This is a genomic window from Fenollaria sp. C0166D3 (assembly GCF_056590255.1).
The window spans coordinates 1-23,682 of sequence record NZ_JBWPVU010000008.1 but is presented as its reverse complement, the minus strand read 5'-3'; the positions used below and the strand labels follow the sequence as shown (position 1 = coordinate 23,682).

Here is a 23,682-nt window from a genome sequence, read left to right as displayed (position 1 = left end):
GGAGGGTTCCATTGAAAAATAATTATATGAAACGCCTATGGCAGCTGGCAGAAGGAGAACATAAAGCCCTCAAGCTTTCCATTTTTTTGGCAGTTATTGGGGTTCTTTTAGGTATGTTGCCTTATTTTGGCGTAAGCAAAATTGTTTATGGTTTGTTTGTTGGAAATAAAGATTTTTCTTTCTACCTACCTTGGTGTTTTCTAATCTTGATTGGCTATTGCTTAAAACCAATTTTTTACGCCAAGGCCTTGGCAGAGTCCCATAAAGCAACCTTCTCTGTTCTAAGAAATGTACGAATCATGCTCTTGGAAAAGCTGCCTAAAATGCCTCTTGGTACGATTATTGACACCCATAGTGGTGATTTAAAGACAATCATTGTTGATCAAGTAGAAAAAATGGAACGACCTTTGGCTCACTTATTGCCTGAGATGACGGCGAATATTTTAGGGCCTGTATCCATCTTCATCTATCTATTAATTTTAGATTGGAGAATGGCTTTATTGTCACTCGTTTCAATTCCGGTAGGTATGTTTTTTATGTCATTAATTATGAAAGGTTATGCAGAAGATTATAGTAAGTCGGTTGCGACCAATACCGAAATGAATAAAACAATTGTTGAGTATGTTGGCGGAATTGAAGTGATTAAAACTTTTAATCAAGGCGAAAAATCCTATGGGAAATTCACCGATAAAGTGATAGCTAATGCTTCATTTTATTATCATTGGATGAAAAAATGTCAAATGCCAGTGTCCTTATCCAAGAACATTTCACCAACAACTTTGATTACGGTATTACCTGTTGGTTGGATCATGTTTATTAATGGAAGTTTAGAGATGTCAACCTTTATTACGACCATCATTCTTTCTCTTGGTATAGCTGGTCCCTTACTAGCTGCTATTAACTTTGTCGATGCCTTAGCTCAAACAGGGACAACTGTCGGACGAATTGATGAAATCTTAAATGGGACAGAACAAGTTCATCGTAGAGAAAGAGTTCATTTAAAAAATCATGACATTGCTATCAAGAATCTACATTTCTCCTATGAACCAGGAGAAGAAGTTATTAAAGGAATCGATATGGTGATTCAAGAGCGAAGTTTAAATGCCTTTGTTGGGCCAAGTGGTTCAGGAAAGTCAACCATTGCCAAGTTAATTGCTGGTTTCTGGGACGTAGAACAGGGAGAAATATCGATTGGCGGAATTAATTTATTCAATATTCCACTTGAACAACTCTATGATTTAGTTGCTTTTGTTTCGCAGGATGTTTTCCTTTTTAACGATACCATCATGGAAAATATTCGAATGGGCAAGCCTTCGGCTAGCGATGAAGAAGTGATTGAAATTGCCAAAGCTTCAGGTTGTCATGATTTTATTATGTCTTTAGAGCATGGATATCAGACCAAAGTAGGGAGTGGAGGAAATCATTTATCAGGCGGTGAAAAACAGAGGATCACCATTGCTAGAGCCATGATAAAAGATGCTCCAATTATCATATTAGATGAAGCGACGGCTTATATTGATCCTGAAAATGAGCAAGTTTTACAAAAAGCAATTAATAAGCTTGTTCAGGGAAAAACTATCATTATGATTGCTCATAGGTTATCAACAATAACCAATGCAGACCAGATTTATCTCATCGATCATGGCAAACTTGTAGCAAGTGGCAATCATGAAGAACTTCTTAAAGAAAATAAACTTTATCAAGCCATGTGGGAAGCACATATCGGTGGAAAGGAGGTGGCTTAGATGTTAAGTGGACTTCGAAAGATATGGGCATTTGCAGATAAGGAACGAATAAATTTAAACAAGTCTGTTATTTTTGAATTTGTGTATGCCATCTTCAATATGTTGCAAATAGGAGCCATTTACTTTGTGCTTCAAGCCTTGGTGACAAAAGATTTTAATTCCTTTATAGCACTGAAGGTTTTTCTTATGCTGTTGGTAAGTATTGTCGGAAGGTCTTCTGCCAACTATTTTGCTCAATTAGATCAAACTCATGCTGGGTATTTTATGGTAGCTAATCGAAGAATAAGTATAGGAAAAATGCTGAAGACGGTTCCAATGGGATTCTTTAATGAAAATAATATTGGAAAAGTGACTGGTGTTTTAACAACTGTTCTAGATGACGTTGAGAATACAGCTCCTATGGTTTTAGTTGTTATGATGAGTGGCTTCATTAACTCATTTGTGTTCACCCTGATGATTTTATTTTTCGAGTGGAGAAATGGGCTGATTGTTATAGCAGGAACGGTTTTATATCTATATATTACTTCTGTCATGGAAAAAAAGTCGAGGACACTTGCTCCAAAAAGGCAAGAGGCACAATCTCTTTTAGTAGAAACGATTTTGGAATATATCCAGGGAATGCCGATCATTAAATCCTTTAATTTAACAGGAAAAGGGGACCAAACCGTACGCTCGGCACTAGAAGAAAGTCGCTCAGCCAATCTAGCCTTGGAGAAATTATTTACACCCTATACCATCGGGCAAGAGCTCGTTTTAAGAATTTCCAGTGTTGCCATGATTGTCCTTTCACTTTATTTTTATATCAATGGCACCATGGATTTATTGAAAGCAATTATGTGTATCATCATGTCATTCCTGGTGTTTGCAAGTATTCAATCCGCAGGATCCGCCATGGCGACATTAAGAGTTGCAACAAGTTCTATAGAACAAGTAGAAACAACAGAAAATATGCCTCAGATGGATATTGAGGGCCAGAAGATTACGCCTCATCATACAGATATTGAATTCAATAATGTTAGCTTTTCTTATGATAAAATACCTATTTTAAGGGAGGTTTCCGTTCATATTCCGGAAAAGGCTATGACAGCCATTATTGGACCAAGTGGATCTGGTAAGAGCACCATGTGTTCGCTTATTTCTAGATTTTGGGACGTGGATCAAGGCAGCATATCGATTGGAGATGTCAATATTAAAAACTACACGCTTGAATCCTTAATGGATTTAATTAGCACCGTATTCCAAAATGTTTATCTTTTCCAAGATACCATCGAAAATAATATAAAATTTGGCAAACCACAAGCTAAGAAGGAAGAAGTCATAGAAGTGGCAAAAAAAGCCCAATGCCATGACTTTATTATGAATTTGCCAGAAGGCTATCAAACCATCATAGGCGAAGGCGGCACATCTCTTTCAGGCGGAGAAAGACAAAGAATATCAATAGCAAGGGCTATGATAAAAAATGCCCCGATTATTATTTTTGACGAAGCTACAGCAAATGTTGATCCAGAAAATGAGGATAAACTTCAAGAAGCCATAGAAAGTTTAACAAAAAACAAAACGGTTATAATGGTTGCTCATAGGTTAAAGACTGTTAAAAATGCGAATCAGATTATAGTTCTTAAAGACGGAAAATTAGAGGAGGTGGGGAAACATGAAGATTTAATTAGAAAAGAAGGCACTTATAAGAAATTTATAGAAGCAAGAGAAGAAACAGAAAGCTGGAAGATTAAACAAAATAAGGAGGATTTCAATGAAGAATCGATTAACAGCAAAGGATTTAATTAACGTAGGAATTTATACAGCTATTTATTTAGTCATATTTTTCGTAACAGGAATGCTAGGGGCTGTGCCAATACTTTATCCTACCATATTTATATTAATCCCAATATTAACAGGTATTCCATTTATGCTATTTCTAACCAAGGTAGAAAAGTTTGGAATGGTATCTCTAATGGGAATCATTTTAGGAGTATTTTGGTATTTTATGGGTTACACTTGGTTAGCACCAGCCGTGTATATTCCAATGGCAATTATTGCTGATGTAGTTATGAATACTAAAAAGTATAAAAGTTTTAAAGTTAATACAATAGGATTTTGGTTGTTTTCATGTGCTGAGTTAGGCTGTCAGATGCCAATGTGGGTTATGGCAGATACCTATATGGAAGGAGTAAAACAACAAATGGGTGAGCAATTTGCGACCGATTTAGCGAAATATATGCCACCATGGATGGGAATTGCTGCAATTGGCATCATGTTTGTTGGAGCAGTGATAGGTGCTAATCTAGGCAAGAAAATGTTGAAAAAACATTTTGAAAGAGCTGGAATTGCTTAATGGAGGCTTACAAAACTTATGTTCCCCCAATAAAGAAAGGCTTTTATTTAGATCCGAGAACAAAAATATTATTTATGGTATTCATTAGCACTATAATGTTTTTTGTCTATGACAATATAGGTATAGATATAGCGATAGTTTCTATCGCTATATTCTTGCTTGTATCTAATAAAAATTACAAAGCTGCAACCATATATGGAATTTTATTTGTTTTGGCTGTTATTTCAAATAAAACTAAAAATATGTATGAATTACCATCCATATTAAACATGATTAATGTATTGCTCAACTCATTAGTCATAAGGCTTTTTCCTATTTTCATGATGGGATACTATACGATTAGTTCCACCAAACCAAATGAATTTATAGCAGCTATGGTAAAGTGGAAAATTCCAAATGCATTTATTATTCCTGTTTCTGTAGTATTTCGTTTCATACCTACTCTAAAGGAAGAAAATAAGGCAATATCAAATGCTATGCGAATGAGGGGGATACGATTTAATAGTAAAAAAACAAAAGCCAATCCATCATTGTTTTTAGAGTACAGAATTATCCCGCTCCTATTTTCTGTTGTCAAAATAGGTGATGAACTTTCTGCATCAGCATTAACAAGAGGATTAGATAATGTTAAAGGCAGAACGAGCCTTGTTGAGGTTAAATTTAGCAAATATGATTTTTTGATTTTTCTATTGATTATAGGATTGATAGTTTGGTCTTTAGTATGAGGGGGAAAGAGATGATAAAATTTAACAATGCTAGCTTTACCTATAAGAGCAAAGAAAGACAAGGTGGAGTTTTTAATATAAGTTTATCCATTGAAGAAGGAGAATTTGTGCTACTGACAGGTGAGTCTGGATGTGGGAAAACTACTCTTACGAGACTAATTAATGGCCTTTCCCCTGAATATTATACTGGAGATTTACAAGGTGAAGTGGAGATCAATGGAGAAAAAGTAGGACAAACCAGCATTCAATCACTTTCAAAGGTAGTCGGCTCTGTATTTCAAAACCCAAAATCACAATTTTTTAATGTGGATTCTACAAGTGAAATAGCTTTTGGCCTTGAGAATATGGGTGTTGATAGAATGGAGATGCTTGACAGAATAGGAAAGGTAGCTTATACATTAAACATTCATGAACTGTTAGATAGGAATCTATTTAATTTATCAGGTGGTGAAAAGCAAAAAATTGCTTGTGCATCTACAGCTGTGATGGAAGCCCCTATTTTAGTTTTAGATGAGCCTTCATCAAATTTAGACATTGAAAGCATTGATGATTTAAAAAATATACTTAAATATTGGAAACAACAAGGCAAAACAATTATAATAGCTGAACATAGGTTATATTATTTAATGGACTTGGTCGACCGAGTTATTTATATGAAAGATGGTCGAATTAGCAAGGATTATAGCATTGAGGAATTTAAGGATATTTCAGACAAGAAGTTGCACGAGATGGGATTAAGATCTTCTCATATTCCTAAGTTTGAGAGTAAAGACATTGAGTATACCAATGAAATAGCACTTGATAATTTTTGTGTATATTACAATAAAGTGGATGGATTAGAAATCAATCATCTAGAACTTCCTAGAAAACATATAATAGGAATTCTTGGGAAGAATGGTGCTGGAAAATCTACCTTTGCCAATTGTCTGTGTGGTATTGCAGAAGAATCAACAGGGATAATGACCTTAGAAGGAAAAAGCTACGATAGCAAAGAAAGGCTTGAGATTTCTTATATGGTCATGCAAGATGTGAATAACCAACTCTTTACAGAGAGTGTCAAAGAGGAAATTACAGTTAGCCTTAGTTCAGATGAAATAAGTGGACAAGTAGATGAGATTTTAGCTCAATTAAATTTGTTGGAATTAAAAGAGCTCCATCCCATGTCGCTATCTGGAGGACAAAAGCAAAGAGTAGCTTTAGCTAGTGCCCTTGCTTCAAATAGTCGCATACTAATATTAGATGAACCTACCTCTGGTCTGGATTATCATAATATGTTAGATGTGGCTCAAAGTTTAAAGCAGATGAAAGATAAAACTTTTTTCCTCATCACTCATGATCCTGAATTACTAAAGGAGTGTTGTGATTATTTTATTTTTTTGAAAAACGGACATGTGGAATGGTCAGGAAACTATACTGAAGAAAATATTCACAAATTAAATGATTTCTTTAAAGCATAAAGACAAAAAAAGAATGTAAGAAACATAAATGACAAAATAATATTACCTTTATGTCGGTGGGCGAAAAATCAAAGTAAGCGAGCAGATATACAAAGTCTACTGGCAAAAAAGAGAACATAAAAAAAGAGCAGGTGGACAGAAAAAACCACCTGTTTTTCTTTTCCTCTTTGGATCATGATGGACATTTTATAGATAACATCACTGATGAAAGCGTTGATGTAGAAAAGATTGTTAAAACACAGATGATGATTGAGGCAGTCAGAAATGCTATATCAAAACTAAACGATGAGACGTGGCTAGTAATACAGGCCCTTTGTGCCGCATGAGAAAAGGCCGAGGGATATTTATTTTGTTTCAAAATATGCTATAGAATATGATCTTTCGTGTTTTCATCAATTGAATATGGGCAGTGGATGGAGGACATTTGAATGAAGATACTAAGATTTTTTCATCAGTTTTTTCACTCTTAGTAATATAATATATTGCCAAATTTAGAGTTGATTCAATTTCATTCTTGTAAATAACACCAGTTGTATTACTCGCTTTTGCAATCTGGTTTATGTTATTTGTTACATTTGAAAGCACCATTGTAGATTTCTAAATGGTTCTAAGTCAACTACATAAATCTCTTTTCCTAATACACATTTTCTAAGAAAGTGAGACATAGTTTTGCGATTTGCAAGTTTAATTTTCTTTTCAAAAACTTCTTTTTCTTCTTTAGTTAGCTTAATTTCTATTCTTTCATTTCTAAATCTATTTGTCATTTTATTCTCATTTATAAAATATATTTCGGGGTCTTAGGGTTCTCCCTAACAAGGTAAAAATTAAAAAATGGAGCATTCCGTAAATGATGTGTACCCAGAAAACTGGACACATTAATATTTAGTTTACATTTATGGATGCTAACCTATACAAAGTAGGTGGCATCCATTTTGTTTTCTTCTGAATCCTTTCATTGTTGTAGTAGTATATATATATTCATCAAGTCTATTTATATGGTATAATAAATGTAAACTTTGATATTAAAGGAGTGATTTTATGCCATGCAATAAAAATTATACAAAAGAAATAATAGATGATTATTGCGTGTTAGACACAGAAACAACGGGTTTATCATCTTATTATGATGAAATTATAGAAGTAGGTGTGTTAAGAGTTAGAAACAATGAAATTGTAGAAAAATATTCACAACTAATTAAACCAAAATATGAAGTTGATGATTTTATAACTTCTCTAACAGGCATTACTAATGATATGCTTATAGGCATGCCATCTATATTGGATATTAAAGATAAATTACTAAACTTTATTGGCGACGATATAATTATTGGTCATAACACATCTTTTGATATTAGGTTTTTAAATTGTGGCCTTAAGACAGAACTAGATAATAAATACATGGATACAATGCAATTCTCTAGAAAGTTGTATCCAGATTTGAAGCATCATAGACTTTCTGATATGACAAAATATTTAAATCTACATAATAATGAGCATCGCTCTATTTCAGATTGCATTTCAACAAAGGAACTTTATGATTGTATTAAAATACACATGAGTGAAAACAACATTGCTATTAATGATCTATGGAAAACTAAAAGGACTAAATTTGATATAAACTCAATAACACCAGATGTAGTTGAAATAGATGAAGACAACTATTTTTACAATAGGCATGTTGTATTTACAGGAAAGCTGGAGAAGATGTTAAGAAAAGATGCAATGCAGATAATTGTTAATTTAGGAGGAATACTCGACAATAGCGTGAATAATAAAACTAATTATTTAATACTTGGAGATAACGATTATAATGCAATACTAAAAGGTGAGAAGTCATCAAAACATAAGAAGGCTGAAAAATTAAAACTAGAAGGTAATGATATAGACATTATAGACGAATTGACATTTTATGATTTGATTAACCAATAGTGCTAAAAGTTAAGATGTAAAATATGTTATTTAAGACGGTAGAAATGCCGTCTTTTTTTTATTGGATACTTTTTAATGTTTTAAAACAAAAGGGTGCAAATAGCGAATATTTATACTCTAATTTATAAACATTAAATTGTATCCATTTATGAATAGTTTGAGAGCTTGATTATTACTCAGGTAATGAAAGAGGAAGACTTCTTTATGATAAACTTGGATTTATTCAAGTTGGAGAGACTCCTAATGCCTTCATCTTGAAGGATGGAACCCTATATAGCAGTATAAAAATGGTGAAGAGCATATAAAAGTGATAATTAAATAACTATTAAATTATGGATGAAAGGTGCAAAAATATTTTTCAAAGTGCATAGAATAAATATTCTTGACATTTACATAACATTTATATAATGAAAGCACCGAAAGCCTTAGTACTTAAGGACAAGGTACTCTAATTGATGTGAGTTAAAGCACAGGATTTCCTGTGCTTAATTTTTTTGCCTTTCACAAACGCACCCCACCGTTTAAAATCACTTCCCTTTGGGCATATATACATTAGAGGTGATATTTATGAAGATAGTTTTCTTAGACATGTACAATTCAAATCCGGGCGACATTGACACTGCCATGTTCAAGGAGCTTGGCGAATTTATTACATATGACAGAACTAATCCATCTGATATAAAAGAAAGAATAAAGGATGCGGACATCGTGATCACAAACAAGGTAAGGCTTGGCAAAGCTGAGCTTGAGGGCACTAAGGTGAAGTTCATCGCCGAGGCAGCGACTGGCTTCGACAACATCGACTTAAATGCGCTTAAGGAGCTTGGCATAGGTCTAGCGAACGTTCCTAGCTACTCGACTTATTCGGTTGTACAGCTAACGCTTGCTCACTTACTTAATGCGACTAACGATGTCTATAGTTATGCAAAAAATGTTCGTAATGGAGAATGGGTGGACAGCCGCGACTTTAATTTCTTCCTAGGCACTATTCACGAGCTTGCTGGTAAAACAGCGGGAGTTGTTGGTTACGGCGACATCGGTCAAAAAGTTGCCGACGCTTATAGAGCTCTTGGCATGAAGGTCATCGCTTTAAAGGTAGCGGGTCACCATGCCGATGGGGACTTCTTCCGTGACTACGAAGACTTTTTCAAAGAAGCGGACATAATTAGTCTACACGCGCCTATGAATGCGGATTCAAAAGAAATTATTAATAAAGATAGTCTTGCGCTTATGAAGAACACAGCCATCATCATAAATACAGCACGTGGCGGCCTTATTAACGAGGCTGATTTAGCTGATGCGCTTAAGAATGGCAAGGTCGCTTTCTACGCTTCAGACGTTTCTGCGCCTGAACCTATGACTAAGGATAACAAGTTATATGCCCTTGATAATGCGGCTTTCACGCCACATATCGCTTGGGCGTCACTTGAAGCAAGACAAAGGCTTTACAAAGTGATTTATGACAATATCAAAGCCTACATCGATGGCAGGAGCTTAAATAGAATTGTCTAAGAAGGTCGCACTCATCGCCGGCTCCTTTATTTCAGGGATTTCGTCCTTGGAGCTACTTAAGGCGATAGAAGGGAAAATAGATGCCGACGTAGATATATACGCGCTTCCGGACGGTTACGGCAACATTTACGAGGCGACGGAGGACCTTGATTCATTCACGGTCGAGACGCTTACGGTAATGGACGAAGCTGGCGAAGAACACGATCTTAAGTACCTAAGATTCGATGAGCATGTGCTTGTCTCCTTTTCAAACGTTGTTGAATACAAGGTTAAAGGCGACTTAAGCTCTACGAGCTACTTGGCAGGCGCTCTCGTTAAGAAACTCATTGAGCGTGGCGAGAAGAAGATCACCATAAGCATAGGCGGAAGCGGTGTCAATGACGCTGCCATAGGCTTTTTGCGTGCCATGGGCGTGAAGTTTTACAACGTCCTAGACGAAGAAGTGACCCAGACGAGGGACATTTACAAGATCAAGCACTTTGACACGACTGAGCTTGACGCGCTTGTGGACGGCGTTGACTTTAGCGTTTTGAAGTACTCAAAGACTCGCTTCATCGGCTACAGAGGCACTACTTATCAGAACAGGCTCATCAAGGACAATCTGATCCTTGAGATTTTCGAACGCAATATGGAGAATTTTCAGTACCTTTTGCAAAATCATTTTGGCTTCAAGGTTAAAAGCGTTGAAGCGGCTGGTGCAGGCGGCGGATCCATGCTTAGCCTAGTTAAATTTTTGAACGCAAAAGTAGTGGATTTAGGAGATTTTTTAGAAAAATATTTTAATTTTGACAATATTGCTCAAAAAAGTGATATAATAATACTAGTTGACGACTATCTGTCCTTAAAGCTTAGGAAGGAAAGTTTTAGGGCCCTTGTCTTGAACAAGGCGAAAGAGTATGACAAAGAGATTATCGGTCTGGCGCTCGACGCAGAAGAGGAGAAAGCCTCTTTCATCGAGCAAGGCTTTACTAGGATGATAGACCTTACATATGACTCTGAGTCACTGGATAGAGCGGCAAATATCATCAATAATTATTTAAAAGGAGAGGATGACATGGCTTACAAAGAAGAAGCACTGAAGTTTCACGAAGAAAAAAGAGGTAAATTAGAAGTAGTTCCAAAGGTTGAGGTAAACAACGCTCATGACCTTGCACTTGCCTACACACCAGGTGTTGCAGAGCCTTGCAAGCTTATACACGAGGACAGTGAGCTTCAATACAAATACACTGCAAAGGGTAACCTTATCGCTGTAGTTACAGACGGTTCAGCAGTTCTTGGCCTTGGCAATATCGGTTCTAAGGCAGGCATGCCAGTTATGGAAGGAAAGTCCATACTATTCAAAAAGTTTGGTAATGTTGACGCTTTCCCTATCATGCTTGATACACAAGACGTTGACGAGATCGTTAATACAGTTAAAAACATCGCTCCAGGCTTTGGCGGCATTAACCTTGAAGATATCAGTGCGCCTAGATGCTTTGAGATAGAGAGAAAACTAGATGAGATGCTTGATATACCAGTATTTCATGACGATCAATATGGCACAGCCATCGTCGTAACAGCTGCACTTATCAACGCATGCAAACTTGTTAAAAAAGATTACGCAGACCTTAAAGTCGTTATCAATGGTAGTGGCGCAGCAGGCATTGCCATCGCCTATATGATGCTTAACCTAGGTGTTAAGAACATCCTTGTTTGCGACTCAAAGGGCATTATCTATAGAGGAAATGAAAAGAACAACTGGATCAAGGCAGAAATCGCTGAAAAGACAAATCCAAATAACGAACAAGGCACACTTAAAGACGCAATGGTAGGCGCTGACGTGTTCATAGGCGTTTCAGCTCCTGGCGTACTTACAAAAGACATGGTTAAGACAATGAACAAAGACGCGATAGTATTTGCTATGGCAAATCCAGTTCCAGAAATCTATCCAGACGAAGCAAAAGAAGCCGGCGCGAAGATAGTTGGAACAGGTAGAAGTGACTTTGCTAACCAAATCAACAATTCCCTAGCTTTCCCTGGAATATTCAGAGGAGCACTTGATAGACGCGCAAAGACAATCACATTCGACATGAAAGTCGCAGCTGCACATGCAATCGCAGACCTTGTAGACGATAAAGACCTTACACTTGATCACATCATGCCAGATATGTTCGACGAAAGAGTTCCAAAAGCCGTTGCAAAAGCAGTTTACCACGCTTATCAAGAGTAATGAGCTACGGATTTATTAAAAAACTAGATAAAGTAGATAAAGAAGTGATGCTGGGAGTGGACCTAGCATCACTTTCTATTACGAAAGACTTTGAGGGAACGGGCTTAAACAATCACTGCGCCTTCACTACAGCCACCAACATCATGAAGATGATGGGCTTTAGTGAAGTAAGTTTTGATGAAGTGTATAGTCATATACGTTCAGGACCAGTACTATTTATGGAGCCGCGCGTGAAAAAGATAATTAAAAATAGAAAGACATCAGTTTTAGTAAAGAGACATTATTTTCCCAAAACCATGGATATGGTAAAGGCCATTGACGAAGGACACATAACAGCCATGCTCCTAGTAGAGTCAGTAAAAAGCGCACATTGGGTCATAGTCACAGGCTACGCCATAACGATGGGAGAAATTTATCTAAAAGTCTTTACAAACTGGTACCACGAACTTCGCTATTATAAAGTGAATAGTGGGAGCAAAGCCGTGATGAGCCTCGAATTTTTTATTTAGCCTTGACAAATTATTAAGAGAGGACTATAATAAAGGTACATCTAATACTTTGGGGTAAGGTGAAATTCCTTTTAACCGGCGGTAAAGCCCGCGAGCGTTTGCAGAACCTGTGAGATTCAGGTGCCGACTGTATAGTCAGGATGGAAAAAGATCTTAAAGGTTATTAGTTGAATAATCATTAAGGAGGGTGTTTTTTTTATGTCAAAAGCAAAAAAAATCACATTAATTGCAGCAGTTGCCGCTATGGCAATAGTTTTAACAGCGATAATTCGCTTCCCGATCACATCACTACCATTTCTTAAGTACGATCCAAAAGACGTGGTGCTAACAACAGCAGGCTTCATCTTTGGACCACTAGTAACGATAGTCGCAGCAGTGATAGAAGTTTTGGTTGAGATGATAACTTTCTCCGAGTCAGGACCTTGGGGCGCAGTTATGAACATCATCGCAACACTTTCATTCTCAGGTATAGCAGTAGCTATCTACCACAAGAAAAGAACTACAAAGGGAGCAGTTTTGTCACTAGTATGCGCAGTTTTAGCACTAACAGTAGTTATGTCGCTTTGGAACTTAGTTGTAACACCGATATACACAGGCTTCCCGAGAGCAGAAGTAGTAAAACTTATGCCAGTTATCATACCGTTTAACCTAATCAAAGGCGGAATTAACGCAGCATTGATCATACTGCTTTATAAGCCAATCAAGAGCGCATTAGCAGGCGCTGGACTTACAGAAGAGGTAAGCTCAGAAAAGAACGCTACTTGGACGACAATCAAGATGGTGAGCTTTGTAATTTTAATGGCTCTTATAGCTTTAATTATATATATGAGAGGCGGGTTCTAGAATTAAGAAATCAAATTTTGCAGAGCAATTCGATGCATGAGACGAAATGGAACGTAGCGCCGACCGACATCGTACTAAGTGGTACGTTGAGGGAGAAAGCGAAGCGAATGAGTCTCAGGCGCGAATTGAATGCGAAATTAATAAAATGAATGAATAATAATCCCATAAGTGAGTACATAGATTGATGTGTACTCACTTTTTTTCTTTTGTGTTCAATTTGCGATCTTGGCTAGTTTCGAATTGTTTTGTCGCTGCGGAGTGCGTTTAGCACACGGTAAGTCCATGCACCAAGAGAACGAGTGTTAGCGATGTTCCATTGGCTATGCATGCCTTATGCCAGAGTTTACAAAGAGATGGAACGTTAGTGAACGTCGATTTGATTAAACTTACAGCCACTCCAAAAAATTCTGTACAACGCCAATCTCATCATAGCGCAAAGGTTCACGTCCATTTATGGACGGGGTTCTTCATCGCTCCGCAAAATTTATGTAAGCAGACTATTAATATAGCTATACAAATACAATATATAATTATTTAAGAGACCTTAATCGGTCTCTTTTTTGTGCACTTTCAAGCATTTGCCTATTGATTTTAAATCTTTAAAGTGATATAATATATGTAATGACGTATTAAGATAAAGTGATGCTCTTTGGATTTTGGCAAAATCTTATTGACAGATTTTAAATTATGTATTATCATGAACTTATAGTATACCCTATAGTATAAGGGGAAGTGTTTTATATTACATATGTTCAATAAGGCGTGACTTATGTACATAATAATATTAAGTAAAATCTTTTATTGGAGGGATTATTGTGAAGACATTGAAAACAAATAAGAAGCTATCTTTCTTATTAGCTTTTGTCATGATATTTACAAGCTTAATTGCGCCTTTCTCAGACGTTCTTAAGGCTGAAGGGGGGGGGTGGCAATCCTACAGGGCCACAAACTCCTACAAGTAGCGAAGTAAGTATCACGGTCTTAGGTGACCAAAGAGTAACCGTTGACCCTGACAAAGCTTCGATTAAAGTTGCTAAGGGCACAACTTGGGCCACTGTCAAGTCACTAGCAGAAGGAGCTGTAAAAGTTGACAACGGATACGAGAAAACTTGGCTTTTAAATGACGCAAATGGTACTGAGCTAAGTGATGATTACGCTTTTAACGAGGATACGACTGTTTACTTGAAGACGACGAAGATTGTCAGCTCGGATAATCAATATAAGAATAAAAAGAACGGAATATCCTATGTTACAGAAGGACCACAGTATCCAGGTGACGTTCAAGTATACAGAGATGTCTACCCTGTTGAAGGTGAGGAAGGAAGCTATCAAGTCACTTTGCGTGCTGAGGCTATGAACTACCCTCCAGAGTCAAACGACTTGGTGGTGGTAATGTCTAACAAAAGAACGGCTAAATTTATAAAAGGATATCATGATAAAGCAGAATCACGCAGCGTAAGTGATATTACAAAATATATAAAAGACAAAATTGAGAATTTAAGAGTCAAAGGATACAGAGACCTGAGATATGCTTTTGTATTTGTGACTAAAAATTCTGAAGTAGTTTGTTCTCAAACTTACAAAGTGAACGAAAATAGCCCTGAATTGTCTGATGAGCATCACTTGGACAAAAATCTTTCGTTTGATTATTTTTTGAAAGAAATTGAGGACATTTCTGGTGCTAAAAATGACCCAGGGAATCTAGATATAAAATTAGATGAGGGATTGAAAAAAACTTTAGAAATACTTAGAAAGAATCCTAAGTCTAATAAACAAATTTTAGTAATTGGTACACCAGATGCAGTATCAAATCTAAATATAAAAGACGAAACTATACATCAGTTGGAATTCTCTTCAGATGGAAAATCTAGAAAAGATGAAAAAATAAATATAAACGGTATATATTTTGTGAAACCGCTAAGCAAAATTGGTGAAGAAGGAGCTAAATATTTTGATGAGGAATACTATTCTTATTATAAAGAAAAAGTATATGCTAGAGATCTTGATTTAACATCCATGATTGACTCCTTTTTCGAACATTTCCCAACCTACTTAAGGACAGACAAAAGAGAGCAAGACAACCCTCTATTTGCTGCGAACAACCCAAAAATTTCAGATACTGTAAGTGCTGGATACAGGATAGTACCAGACTCTGCAGAGATAACTACTGAAGGGCTTACTTCGTATGACGATCAATACAAGCCCGTCATAGACCCAAAGACAAACAGCGTTACATGGAAGATTGGCGACACTGCAAAACTTACAAAGAGGATGGGTCCAAAGGCTGGTGGCGACGACAGAGCAACTTACAGTGCTGAACTAACGTATAAGATCATTAGGTCGCCAAATCAAAACACACCTGCAAAAGATCTTGACGTGTCTGTATACAAAAAAGGAAAGTTTGATTTTAACTATATACCAAACGTGGACGATCCAAGCAGTGCTGAAGCGAGAGTTAAGTACTTTGCTAACAAGAGTGTAAACCTATATGGCAACAAGGTTGTTACTGAATTTGGTTACTACGACTCTAAGGGAGAGTGGCATAAGTACGAGGAAAAGGTTGAGAACAACCTAGTAGATTATGAATTAAAGAACCAAGACGGAACAGAAAATTTCATCAAGAAGAAGATAATGATGAATGACGAATACGTCATACAAGAGCCTATGAGTGCAAAGAGCCTTGTTTTCACTCAAAAACTAAGTGATGAACAGAAGAAAAACTTTGGAAAGGCAGATCTTAAGATACAGTTTGAAGGAGAGGACAAAGTTCCTCTTGAAGAAGGAGAGCCTTTCACTGCAAGGAGAGATGCTTCCGGCGCCTTCAAGGGATTTACGATATATGTAAGAAATGAGATTAAAAGAGACGGAAAACTTACAGTAAAGACTCAGATAGGCGGCAAAGACATTGAAAGCGTTACAAATCCTGACAAGGAAGGTATAGATAAGTTTGTTGTGGAAGTTGTTGGCAAGGCTTTTGGAACAGATGTAGAAATTTACAAAAAAGTCTTAAACTTCCCAGATATCGCTGGAAAGTATGAGACTGTCCTTGAGGATTTACCGCTTGGTGACTACACCGTTACTGAAACAAATATCGCTGAAACGTCTTATCAAAACCCACCTGATTTTATAGACAGTGACAGTATTGGTGACGGCAAGGTTAGACTAGGGGGCGACGTTAAAGAAGCTAGCGTTACTATCAATAACTTATTCAAAACTATTGAAAACGATATAGAAGCTGCAATCAGGATAGACAGCGTTCTTGAAGGCAAGGAATTCCCAACTTTAGATGAGATGAAATCTAATGAGCAGTTCAAAAATATTTTAGGACTTTACAGAGATGGAGTTTTACAAAAAAACGTTAACGTAAAGTTTGAGAAAGCTGCAGCTAAAACTAATCTTTACACATATACTTGGGATAAAAACGACCTGCCTAAGGAGTATGGAAATCCAAGGAAAGATTATAAGTATGAAGTAAAAGCACTTGCAAATAAAAGAAATGCCGTAATAATTAACGACAGGTACTTTGATATTAAAAAGACTCTTGATAACTCATATGTATTAAAGGAAATTAACAATATTAGAGAAGTAGTTGTAGAAGTAGACTACTTAAAGGAAATAGATATTGACGAAATTCCTGAGATAAGCGTTGATCTTTATAGAAAGAGCGCTTCTGAGGCCCAAATGAAAGTTAGCAAGACGCCTCTTAAGATTGAAAAGAATGCAGAAGGAAAATATATAGGAAAGTTTACTGAAGAATTTATTTACGACAAAAACGGAGATGAATATCAATATTCAGTAAAAGTGCTTGGCGAAAAGGATGAGGTTATTTCTCACCCAAGTGTACAGTATGAAGGAAAACCGCTTAATTTCTATGTTTATTATAATAAGATAGGATCAGCGACTGAAACTATAAAAGTAACAGTTTATCCATTCGGTATGCTAGATATAAGAGAAGAATTTGGAACTAACCCTAAGAAAGATTTCAAAGGAAAGCTTTACTTATATAGTGGTGCTACGATGAAGGATGATTACAATCCAAATAAAAATATTGATAGATTGTTCAAAACTATACCAGTAGTTTTAAATGCTGATAACAATTATCACACTCTTATAAAAAACATCCCTCTAACTACTAAGGGCTCAAGATCATATAGATATACTAATTATTTCTTAGTGAAAGATTCTGAAGATGAAGAAGTAGATATTGTAAATTACCTTACTCTTGCATATAAAGCGGGAACAAAATATGCTAAGGACGACAGAACTGGAGAGTATGTTCCATATCTTGCTGAGGATGTTAATATATATACTCCGCACAGCGAACCAGAGAGAACAACTGTAAAAGATTATATAACAATAACAAGGACAGCAAAACCTAAAGACGATCTTGCAGCTAAGGTTATTTACGAAAAATTAGAAAAAGATTTCCCAGATGATAAAAGTAATACAAAGATAAAACTTTTAAGAGACGGTTCAGTACTGAACACTAAGCCAGTAATTACTGAAGAACTATCTTCTGATGGAAAAACAAAGACTTACACATACACGTGGAAAGACTTATACCTAGTAGATAACAGAGGAACGAGATATAATTACACTTTTGAGGCGACGGATAAACCGAACAAATATAATGTAGTTAAATTTAATAATGTTCTATACAGATCCTCAGGCATTAAAAACGGAGTGCTTAATTTTAAAGAACTTAATATGAAGCAAGACCTTAAAGTTGAAATTAAGTTTAACAAAGACATTGCCGATGAAGATAAGTTTGAGATAGGCTTTGACTTATTTAAAGCAAATGCTGAGCATACAATAGAGAAAATTGACGAAAAAACTGTAAGCAAACAAGCCGATGGAACTTACTCATATACTTTTAAGGACTTAGAGGCTCGTAACAGCGAAGGGCTTGAGTATAATTATTCCTTCAAAGCAAAAGGTGATGTTGAAGGCACTCTTAGCAACAACGGCAAAAACTACTATATAGACTATTCAGCACCAAGCAGTAACGGATACATCCACGCAGATGTATATCCATACGGAACTATCACTATAGATAAAAAGATAGACGGCATTCCATTAGATGCAAATGATACTAAAGAATTTGAAGTCTTGTTGACTGCTTGGAAAGAAAATACAAGAGGATATTGGTCTAGTGACAAAAAATTAACTGAGGAAAAGATTAAATTAAATAAGGACAATAATTTTAGCGTCACTTTAAATAACTTACCTTATTATTACTCAGAAAATAAGAGTACTAGAAATAAATTGCATTACAAGGTTGAAGAGGTATTGCCAGAGGATAGCGAGTACATTGCTTCATATCAAGACAATGATGCTTCGGTATTGAGTAAGGGTTACAACGATGCAACATATAATGACGGATACTTCTTATTTAGACCAGATCTTACTAAGGCGACTGTTACTATTAATAACAGGACTAAGGGTAAGCTTGACAAAGCCACAACTGTAAAATTTGTTTTATTGGACGGAAGAACGCTTCCAAAGATGACTCCAAAGAGCGACCTTCTTTATATAAAACGCGATGGCAAGGAGTATACTAAATTTGAACCAAGCGTTACAGAAAATGCAAGTGAAAAGACTTACACTTTTAAGTGGGAAAATCTATACAGAATAAGCGACACTTCATCAGACCATAGTTATGAAATAAATGCAAAATATGATTTATCACCAGACTACGATGGCGGAGTAAAATACATTGCCAATATTGACAGCAGACAATTTATGATAACTTGGGATAAGGATAGACTAAACTTTATATATACAGAAATACCTACGCACAAGGACGTAAGTAGTAAACTTGTGTATGACCCTCATATACAAGTTAAGCCAGAGATGAAGATAAATCTTTCAAGAATGTCTTCTAAAAAAACACTTGAAGAAGTTGAGACATATAAAGCACCAGAACAATTAGCTGGAGGAGAACTTGGCATATTGTATAAAGACATGCCTATTCGTGATGAACAAGGTTATCCATACACTTACTCTTCAAAAGTAGAAGGCGAAGACAAAGGATATGTAAAAGTTGGAAATGATACTTTCCACATAAGATATGATGCTGTGTCTACGACTAAAGATCCAATCACAAGAGTTTATCCTTTAGGAACGCTTCACATTAAAAAGAAGATTGATGGCGCCGATCCAAAATCGGGCAACTTTAGCATAAACATAAAGGGACCTGACATTAATCAAAACATCACACTATCTGATGCAAATGCTTATGAATATGCTTGGAAGAACCTGCCATATGGAACTTATACTGTTTCACAAATAGAGGATAAAGATTCAAATTACAAAGTTTCGATCAATGGCAACGGCAAAAACACAATATCTATAACACTATCGTATCAAAATCTACTTGAAGAGCTTGAGATAAACAGTTTATCTAAACCATCGGGAGATATAAGTGCAAAAAATATCTATGAAATGACATCTGGGGCAGCTATGCCTGATGATATAAAGGACCCAAGATTAACTATTTATGAAGGCGCGAGACCTGTAAATGTGAAACCTGAAGTTAAGAAGGATCCTAACAGAGATGATGCATACATTTATACTTGGAAAAACTTACCACTTTCTCTTAATGGAAAAGTTATAAATTATACGATAAAACCGAAAGATTTAAACAAGTCTAATATTACTAAAATTGGCGATTTATACTTCAGAGCTAGGAGCCTAGGCGGCAACGAATTTGCACATAGAGAGCTTGGCGAAAACGATGCTGTTATAGGAAACCTTTTAATTGCAAAGGAAATTACTAATAAACCACAAAAAGTTACTCTAGAACTTTGGAGAAACAGAAAAGGAAATGCAGAAAGAGTAAGGGATGCGATAGTTACACTTTCAAATCTAGGCGAAACAAATCAAGCGGACTTTGGTGAACAAGCTGTTCGCGATGACGACGGAGATGCATTCGAGTATTTCGTAAGAATTGTAGGGGAATATGGAGGCAAATATGCTGCTGATAACGGAATGACCTATGCAGTTACTTACGACGGACTTAATGCGACTCTTGCAGAAACAGGAACATTAAAAATAAATATTCTTGTTGATGGCAAGAATCCGAACGTAGATGGAACTATGACTCCTGCAGAAATTGCTGAACAAGATAGGTTTGAATATGAAGTAGTCGGAAAATATGGTTTTGATGGTTACTCAAAATGGCTACATGATAAGACTATATATAGTAAAAAAGTAGTATTACCTGATAAAAATGGGGACTATTCAATTACGTTAACAGATTTACCAATACCAAACAGACTTACTCACTACTTTGTAAAACCAGTACATGGTAATGCAGCTGCATTCCCATATAAAGAAGTCTTTACAAATCAAAGATCATATTTTTATGGTCCAGACAACGGTATAGTGCAGCTTACACCAAGCAAAAAATCTGAAGTTGTCACAGTAGATAATATCAGACTTAAGAATGTCGATGTAATTGCTAACAACAGATATGAAATAAAAGACACTACACCTCCAAAATATCATGATGACAGAACTGAACAAAGGTTAAGAATATACAGAAACGGAATCCAAATCACAGGAGCTGATGCAACACCTGAAATTGCTCCTATAGAAGGAGTATATGGATATTCGTACTCGTGGAGAAACCTAGCAGCCTTTGACCCTAGCGGAAAACGTTATAAGTATACTGTTGACTTCATAAAAGATCCAAACAATCCTAACAGTATAAAACTTGATGGTAAATACTACAACTTAAGAAAAGTAGACGCAAACAATTTCGTTCATACAGAAGTTGGAGATTTGATTGAATTAACATCTGATTTAACATTTGCAGCAAATGCACCAGATAAAAAGCCAGTCGTTAAATTGCAACTTTATAGAACTGTTAGCGGAAGAACCGAAAAGATTGATGGAGCAGTAAGTACTGTGGTATATGAAAGCGGTATTTATAAGGCTAAGTTTGAAGATCAAGCGAGATACGATGCCAACGGCAATGCATATAGATACTTTGTAAAAGTTGTTGACGCAGATTCCGCAAGCAATACAGTCACTCTTGAAGGTATTAGCTACAGAATTGTATACAGTGGAATGAATCTAAGACTTATACCTATAAGTACTAAGACTAAGTATAAGCTTGTCGTAAACTTTATAGATGATTCGCCAACTGCCGCTACAACAGTTAATCTTATTAGATACATTGACGGAGGAAATAAAGAAACAGTATCAACTAATGTCTTTGCATTTAATGATGGAAAAAAATCTGCAGAAAAAGAAACGGCTCTATATGATGATTATGACAATGATGGTAATAAATATAATTACGAAGTAAACGTGGATGGAGAAAAAGATGGTCAAGTAACAATTGGCATAAACGATTATAGGGTAACTTACGAAAGAACCGGCAATATCTTTATAATAAATAATTCAACAAATCTAAATTCAAACAAAGTGAAGGTTGAAGTAAAATATTATAATGAAAAGAGAAAGCAACTAGGGGCTGTATATACCTTCTATTCAGATCCAAATAAGACATATACAGCGAAAGAATTTGTAGAGAAGTCACAAATTGAAGGCTATGTAGCAAAAAATCCTGATCAAACGTACGGCGTCGGAAATGAAGACGTAAGTTTTGACGTGCTTTTAGCAAGGGATTGGAGTGGAATTAGCGATGCAGTTCCACAAAAACCAGGTCAAATAAAACCAGACGTTCCACAAGAATACGTTAAAGTAGAATTTAAAGCTGGCGAACACGGCACAATTCCAAATGACCAAACTGTAATCTATTGGGTAAATCCAAATAAAAAAGTAAACTTAGCAGCACCAAGGGTTAATTGTGATGCAGACTATGTATTAACTGGATGGAGCTCACCATTACAAGCACAGTTTGAGCATGAGACAGACATAATTGCTAGATACCAATTATCTGTTACTGGACCAAAAGATCCTAACGAACCTGGTGGAGAAAACCCAGATAAAAATAAGTTCTGGACAGTAACATTTAAATCAGAAGATACAAAGAAGGGAACTGTTGATTCAGCAAATACATTCTACGTTTATAAAGATGCAGATCCAAAACACACACTTGCTGACTTAGCAGGTAAAGCACCAAGAGCTACTGGCATTGGTGATTACACATTCAAAGGATGGTCTCCAGCACTTGATGATAAAACTGTTATTAATAAAGACTTAACAGTAACAGCATACTTCATCAAAGAAAAGACAACAGAAGAGCCAGCAAATGAAGATAAAGATAAATACGATACACTAACAGTAGTAGCTAAAACAAATGCTAAACTAGTAAATACTGATAAAGACAAAGTATACCTATTTAGACAAACAGGTAAGACTTGGACATGGAACGAAGTTAGTACAGATGCTAAAGCCTTAGTACAAGCAAGCGCTACAAAGTATACAAATCTAAAAGTAACAACAGATGCAGAAGGTAAAAACGAAGTAAGTGATGACTTTAATGTAGCAGGACAGACAGTATACTTCCACTACAGCGCAGGTTCAAAACCAGTAGATCCTAACAACCCAGATCCATCGCAACCAGGCCCACCACAAGGCGATAACTATATAGTAACATTTGTAGCTGGAGATCACGGTACAGTAGATAGTGCAAACACAGTTTATGTACCAAAGAACAAAGGTATAACATTTGAAGACATAGCGAAAGCAAAATATACACCAGAGAGTGGATACAAGTTTGACAAGTGGACTTTAGAAGATGGTGCAGCCATAGATGGAAAAGCACCTATATCAAGTAACTTAACAGTAAAAGCAAACTTCATAAAAGATAGCGGCAGTGGCACAGGAACAGGACCAGTAGATCCAGGCGTAACACCAAATCCAGACAAGACTAAATACTACACAGTAACATTTGTAGCTGGAGCTAACGGTAAAGTAGCTAAGGAAAACACAGTTTATGTACCAAGAGAGCCAGAACAAAAATTTGGAAACATTGTAAAAGCTAAAGTAACACCAAACGATGGATACAAGTTTGATAAGTGGAGCTTAAAAGACGAAGCACCAATTAATGGCGACAAGACAGTAACAGCATACTTCATAGAAGAAAAGACAACAGAAAAACCAGCAGATGAAGATAAATACGATACACTAACAGTAGTAGCAAAAACAAATGCTAAACTAGTAAATGCTGGTAAAGACAAAGTATACCTATTAAAAGAAACAGGTAAGACTTGGACATGGAATGAAGTTAGTGCAGATGCTAAAGCATTAGTTAAAGCAATAGATACTAAGTATACAAATCTAAAAGTAACAACAGATGCAGAAGGTAAAAATGAAGTAACAAATGCTTACGAAGTAGCAGGAAAGATAGTATACTTCCACTACAGCGAAGGCAGTGGCACAGGAACAGGACCAGTAGATCCAGGCGTAACACCAAATCCAGACAAGACTAAATACTACACAGTAAC

Annotated in this window: 12 protein-coding genes, 1 pseudogene and 1 riboswitch; of the genes and pseudogenes, 12 read left to right on the top strand and 1 reads right to left on the bottom strand. The window is 36.2% G+C overall.

Annotated elements, in window-relative coordinates; all coding sequences use genetic code 11:
* Positions 1 to 11: 11 nt before the first annotated feature.
* Genes AC1EJ0_RS06395 through AC1EJ0_RS06375 form a run of 5 tightly spaced genes read left to right on the top strand, consistent with a single transcriptional unit; the run spans position 12 to position 6,259 of the window.
* On the top strand, positions 12 to 1,745 hold the full coding sequence (locus AC1EJ0_RS06395) for an ABC transporter ATP-binding protein (RefSeq protein ID WP_480023753.1): 1,734 nt from the start codon (positions 12 to 14) through the stop codon (positions 1,743 to 1,745).
* Positions 1,746 to 3,530, top strand: a complete 1,785-nt coding sequence (locus tag AC1EJ0_RS06390; RefSeq protein WP_071152533.1) for an ABC transporter ATP-binding protein — start codon at positions 1,746 to 1,748, stop codon at positions 3,528 to 3,530.
* On the top strand, positions 3,496 to 4,077 hold the full coding sequence (locus AC1EJ0_RS06385) for an MptD family putative ECF transporter S component (RefSeq protein WP_004835163.1): 582 nt from the start codon (positions 3,496 to 3,498) through the stop codon (positions 4,075 to 4,077). Before AC1EJ0_RS06390 ends, AC1EJ0_RS06385 begins: the two co-directional genes overlap by 35 nt.
* Positions 4,077 to 4,802 (top strand): energy-coupling factor transporter transmembrane component T, encoded by a 726-nt coding sequence (locus AC1EJ0_RS06380; RefSeq protein WP_480023754.1) that lies wholly within the window; start codon positions 4,077 to 4,079, stop codon positions 4,800 to 4,802. Before AC1EJ0_RS06385 ends, AC1EJ0_RS06380 begins: the two co-directional genes overlap by 1 nt.
* Positions 4,803 to 4,813: 11 nt before the next feature.
* The gene (locus tag AC1EJ0_RS06375) at positions 4,814 to 6,259 is read left to right on the top strand and encodes an ABC transporter ATP-binding protein (RefSeq protein ID WP_480023755.1); all 1,446 of its coding nucleotides are present in this window, start codon (positions 4,814 to 4,816) and stop codon (positions 6,257 to 6,259) included.
* Between the two features lie 569 nt (positions 6,260 to 6,828).
* Here the strand turns inward: AC1EJ0_RS06375 and AC1EJ0_RS06370 are convergent.
* Positions 6,829 to 7,023, bottom strand: coding sequence for a plasmid mobilization protein (locus AC1EJ0_RS06370; protein ID WP_019213960.1), 195 nt, complete (start codon positions 7,021 to 7,023; stop codon positions 6,829 to 6,831).
* 274 nt (positions 7,024 to 7,297) lie between these two features.
* Between AC1EJ0_RS06370 and AC1EJ0_RS06365 the strand changes: the two genes are divergently transcribed.
* The 7 genes and pseudogenes from AC1EJ0_RS06365 to AC1EJ0_RS06335 form a co-directional block, all read left to right on the top strand.
* The gene (locus AC1EJ0_RS06365; protein WP_480023756.1) at positions 7,298 to 8,188 is read left to right on the top strand and encodes an exonuclease domain-containing protein; all 891 of its coding nucleotides are present in this window, start codon (positions 7,298 to 7,300) and stop codon (positions 8,186 to 8,188) included.
* A gap of 567 nt (positions 8,189 to 8,755) precedes the next feature.
* Positions 8,756 to 9,700 (top strand): D-2-hydroxyacid dehydrogenase, encoded by a 945-nt coding sequence (locus AC1EJ0_RS06360; protein WP_480023757.1) that lies wholly within the window; start codon positions 8,756 to 8,758, stop codon positions 9,698 to 9,700.
* Positions 9,693 to 10,727 (top strand): annotated as a pseudogene (locus AC1EJ0_RS06355) (glycerate kinase); the annotation flags it as partial. The gene AC1EJ0_RS06360 and the pseudogene AC1EJ0_RS06355, both read left to right, overlap by 8 nt.
* A 27-nt stretch (positions 10,728 to 10,754) precedes the next feature.
* Positions 10,755 to 11,909 carry an NAD(P)-dependent malic enzyme gene (locus AC1EJ0_RS06350; protein ID WP_480023762.1) on the top strand — a complete coding sequence of 385 codons (1,155 nt, stop codon included), beginning with the start codon at positions 10,755 to 10,757 and terminating at the stop codon, positions 11,907 to 11,909.
* On the top strand, positions 11,909 to 12,418 hold the full coding sequence (locus tag AC1EJ0_RS06345) for a hypothetical protein (protein WP_480023758.1): 510 nt from the start codon (positions 11,909 to 11,911) through the stop codon (positions 12,416 to 12,418). Before AC1EJ0_RS06350 ends, AC1EJ0_RS06345 begins: the two co-directional genes overlap by 1 nt.
* 41 nt (positions 12,419 to 12,459) lie before the next feature.
* A riboswitch (FMN riboswitch) is annotated at positions 12,460 to 12,574 on the top strand.
* A gap of 42 nt (positions 12,575 to 12,616) precedes the next feature.
* Positions 12,617 to 13,261, top strand: coding sequence for an ECF transporter S component (locus tag AC1EJ0_RS06340; protein ID WP_480023759.1), 645 nt, complete (start codon positions 12,617 to 12,619; stop codon positions 13,259 to 13,261).
* An 885-nt stretch (positions 13,262 to 14,146) separates the two neighbouring features.
* Positions 14,147 to 23,682: InlB B-repeat-containing protein (locus tag AC1EJ0_RS06335; RefSeq protein WP_480023984.1), on the top strand; the 9,536-nt coding region annotated here is incomplete at its 3' end.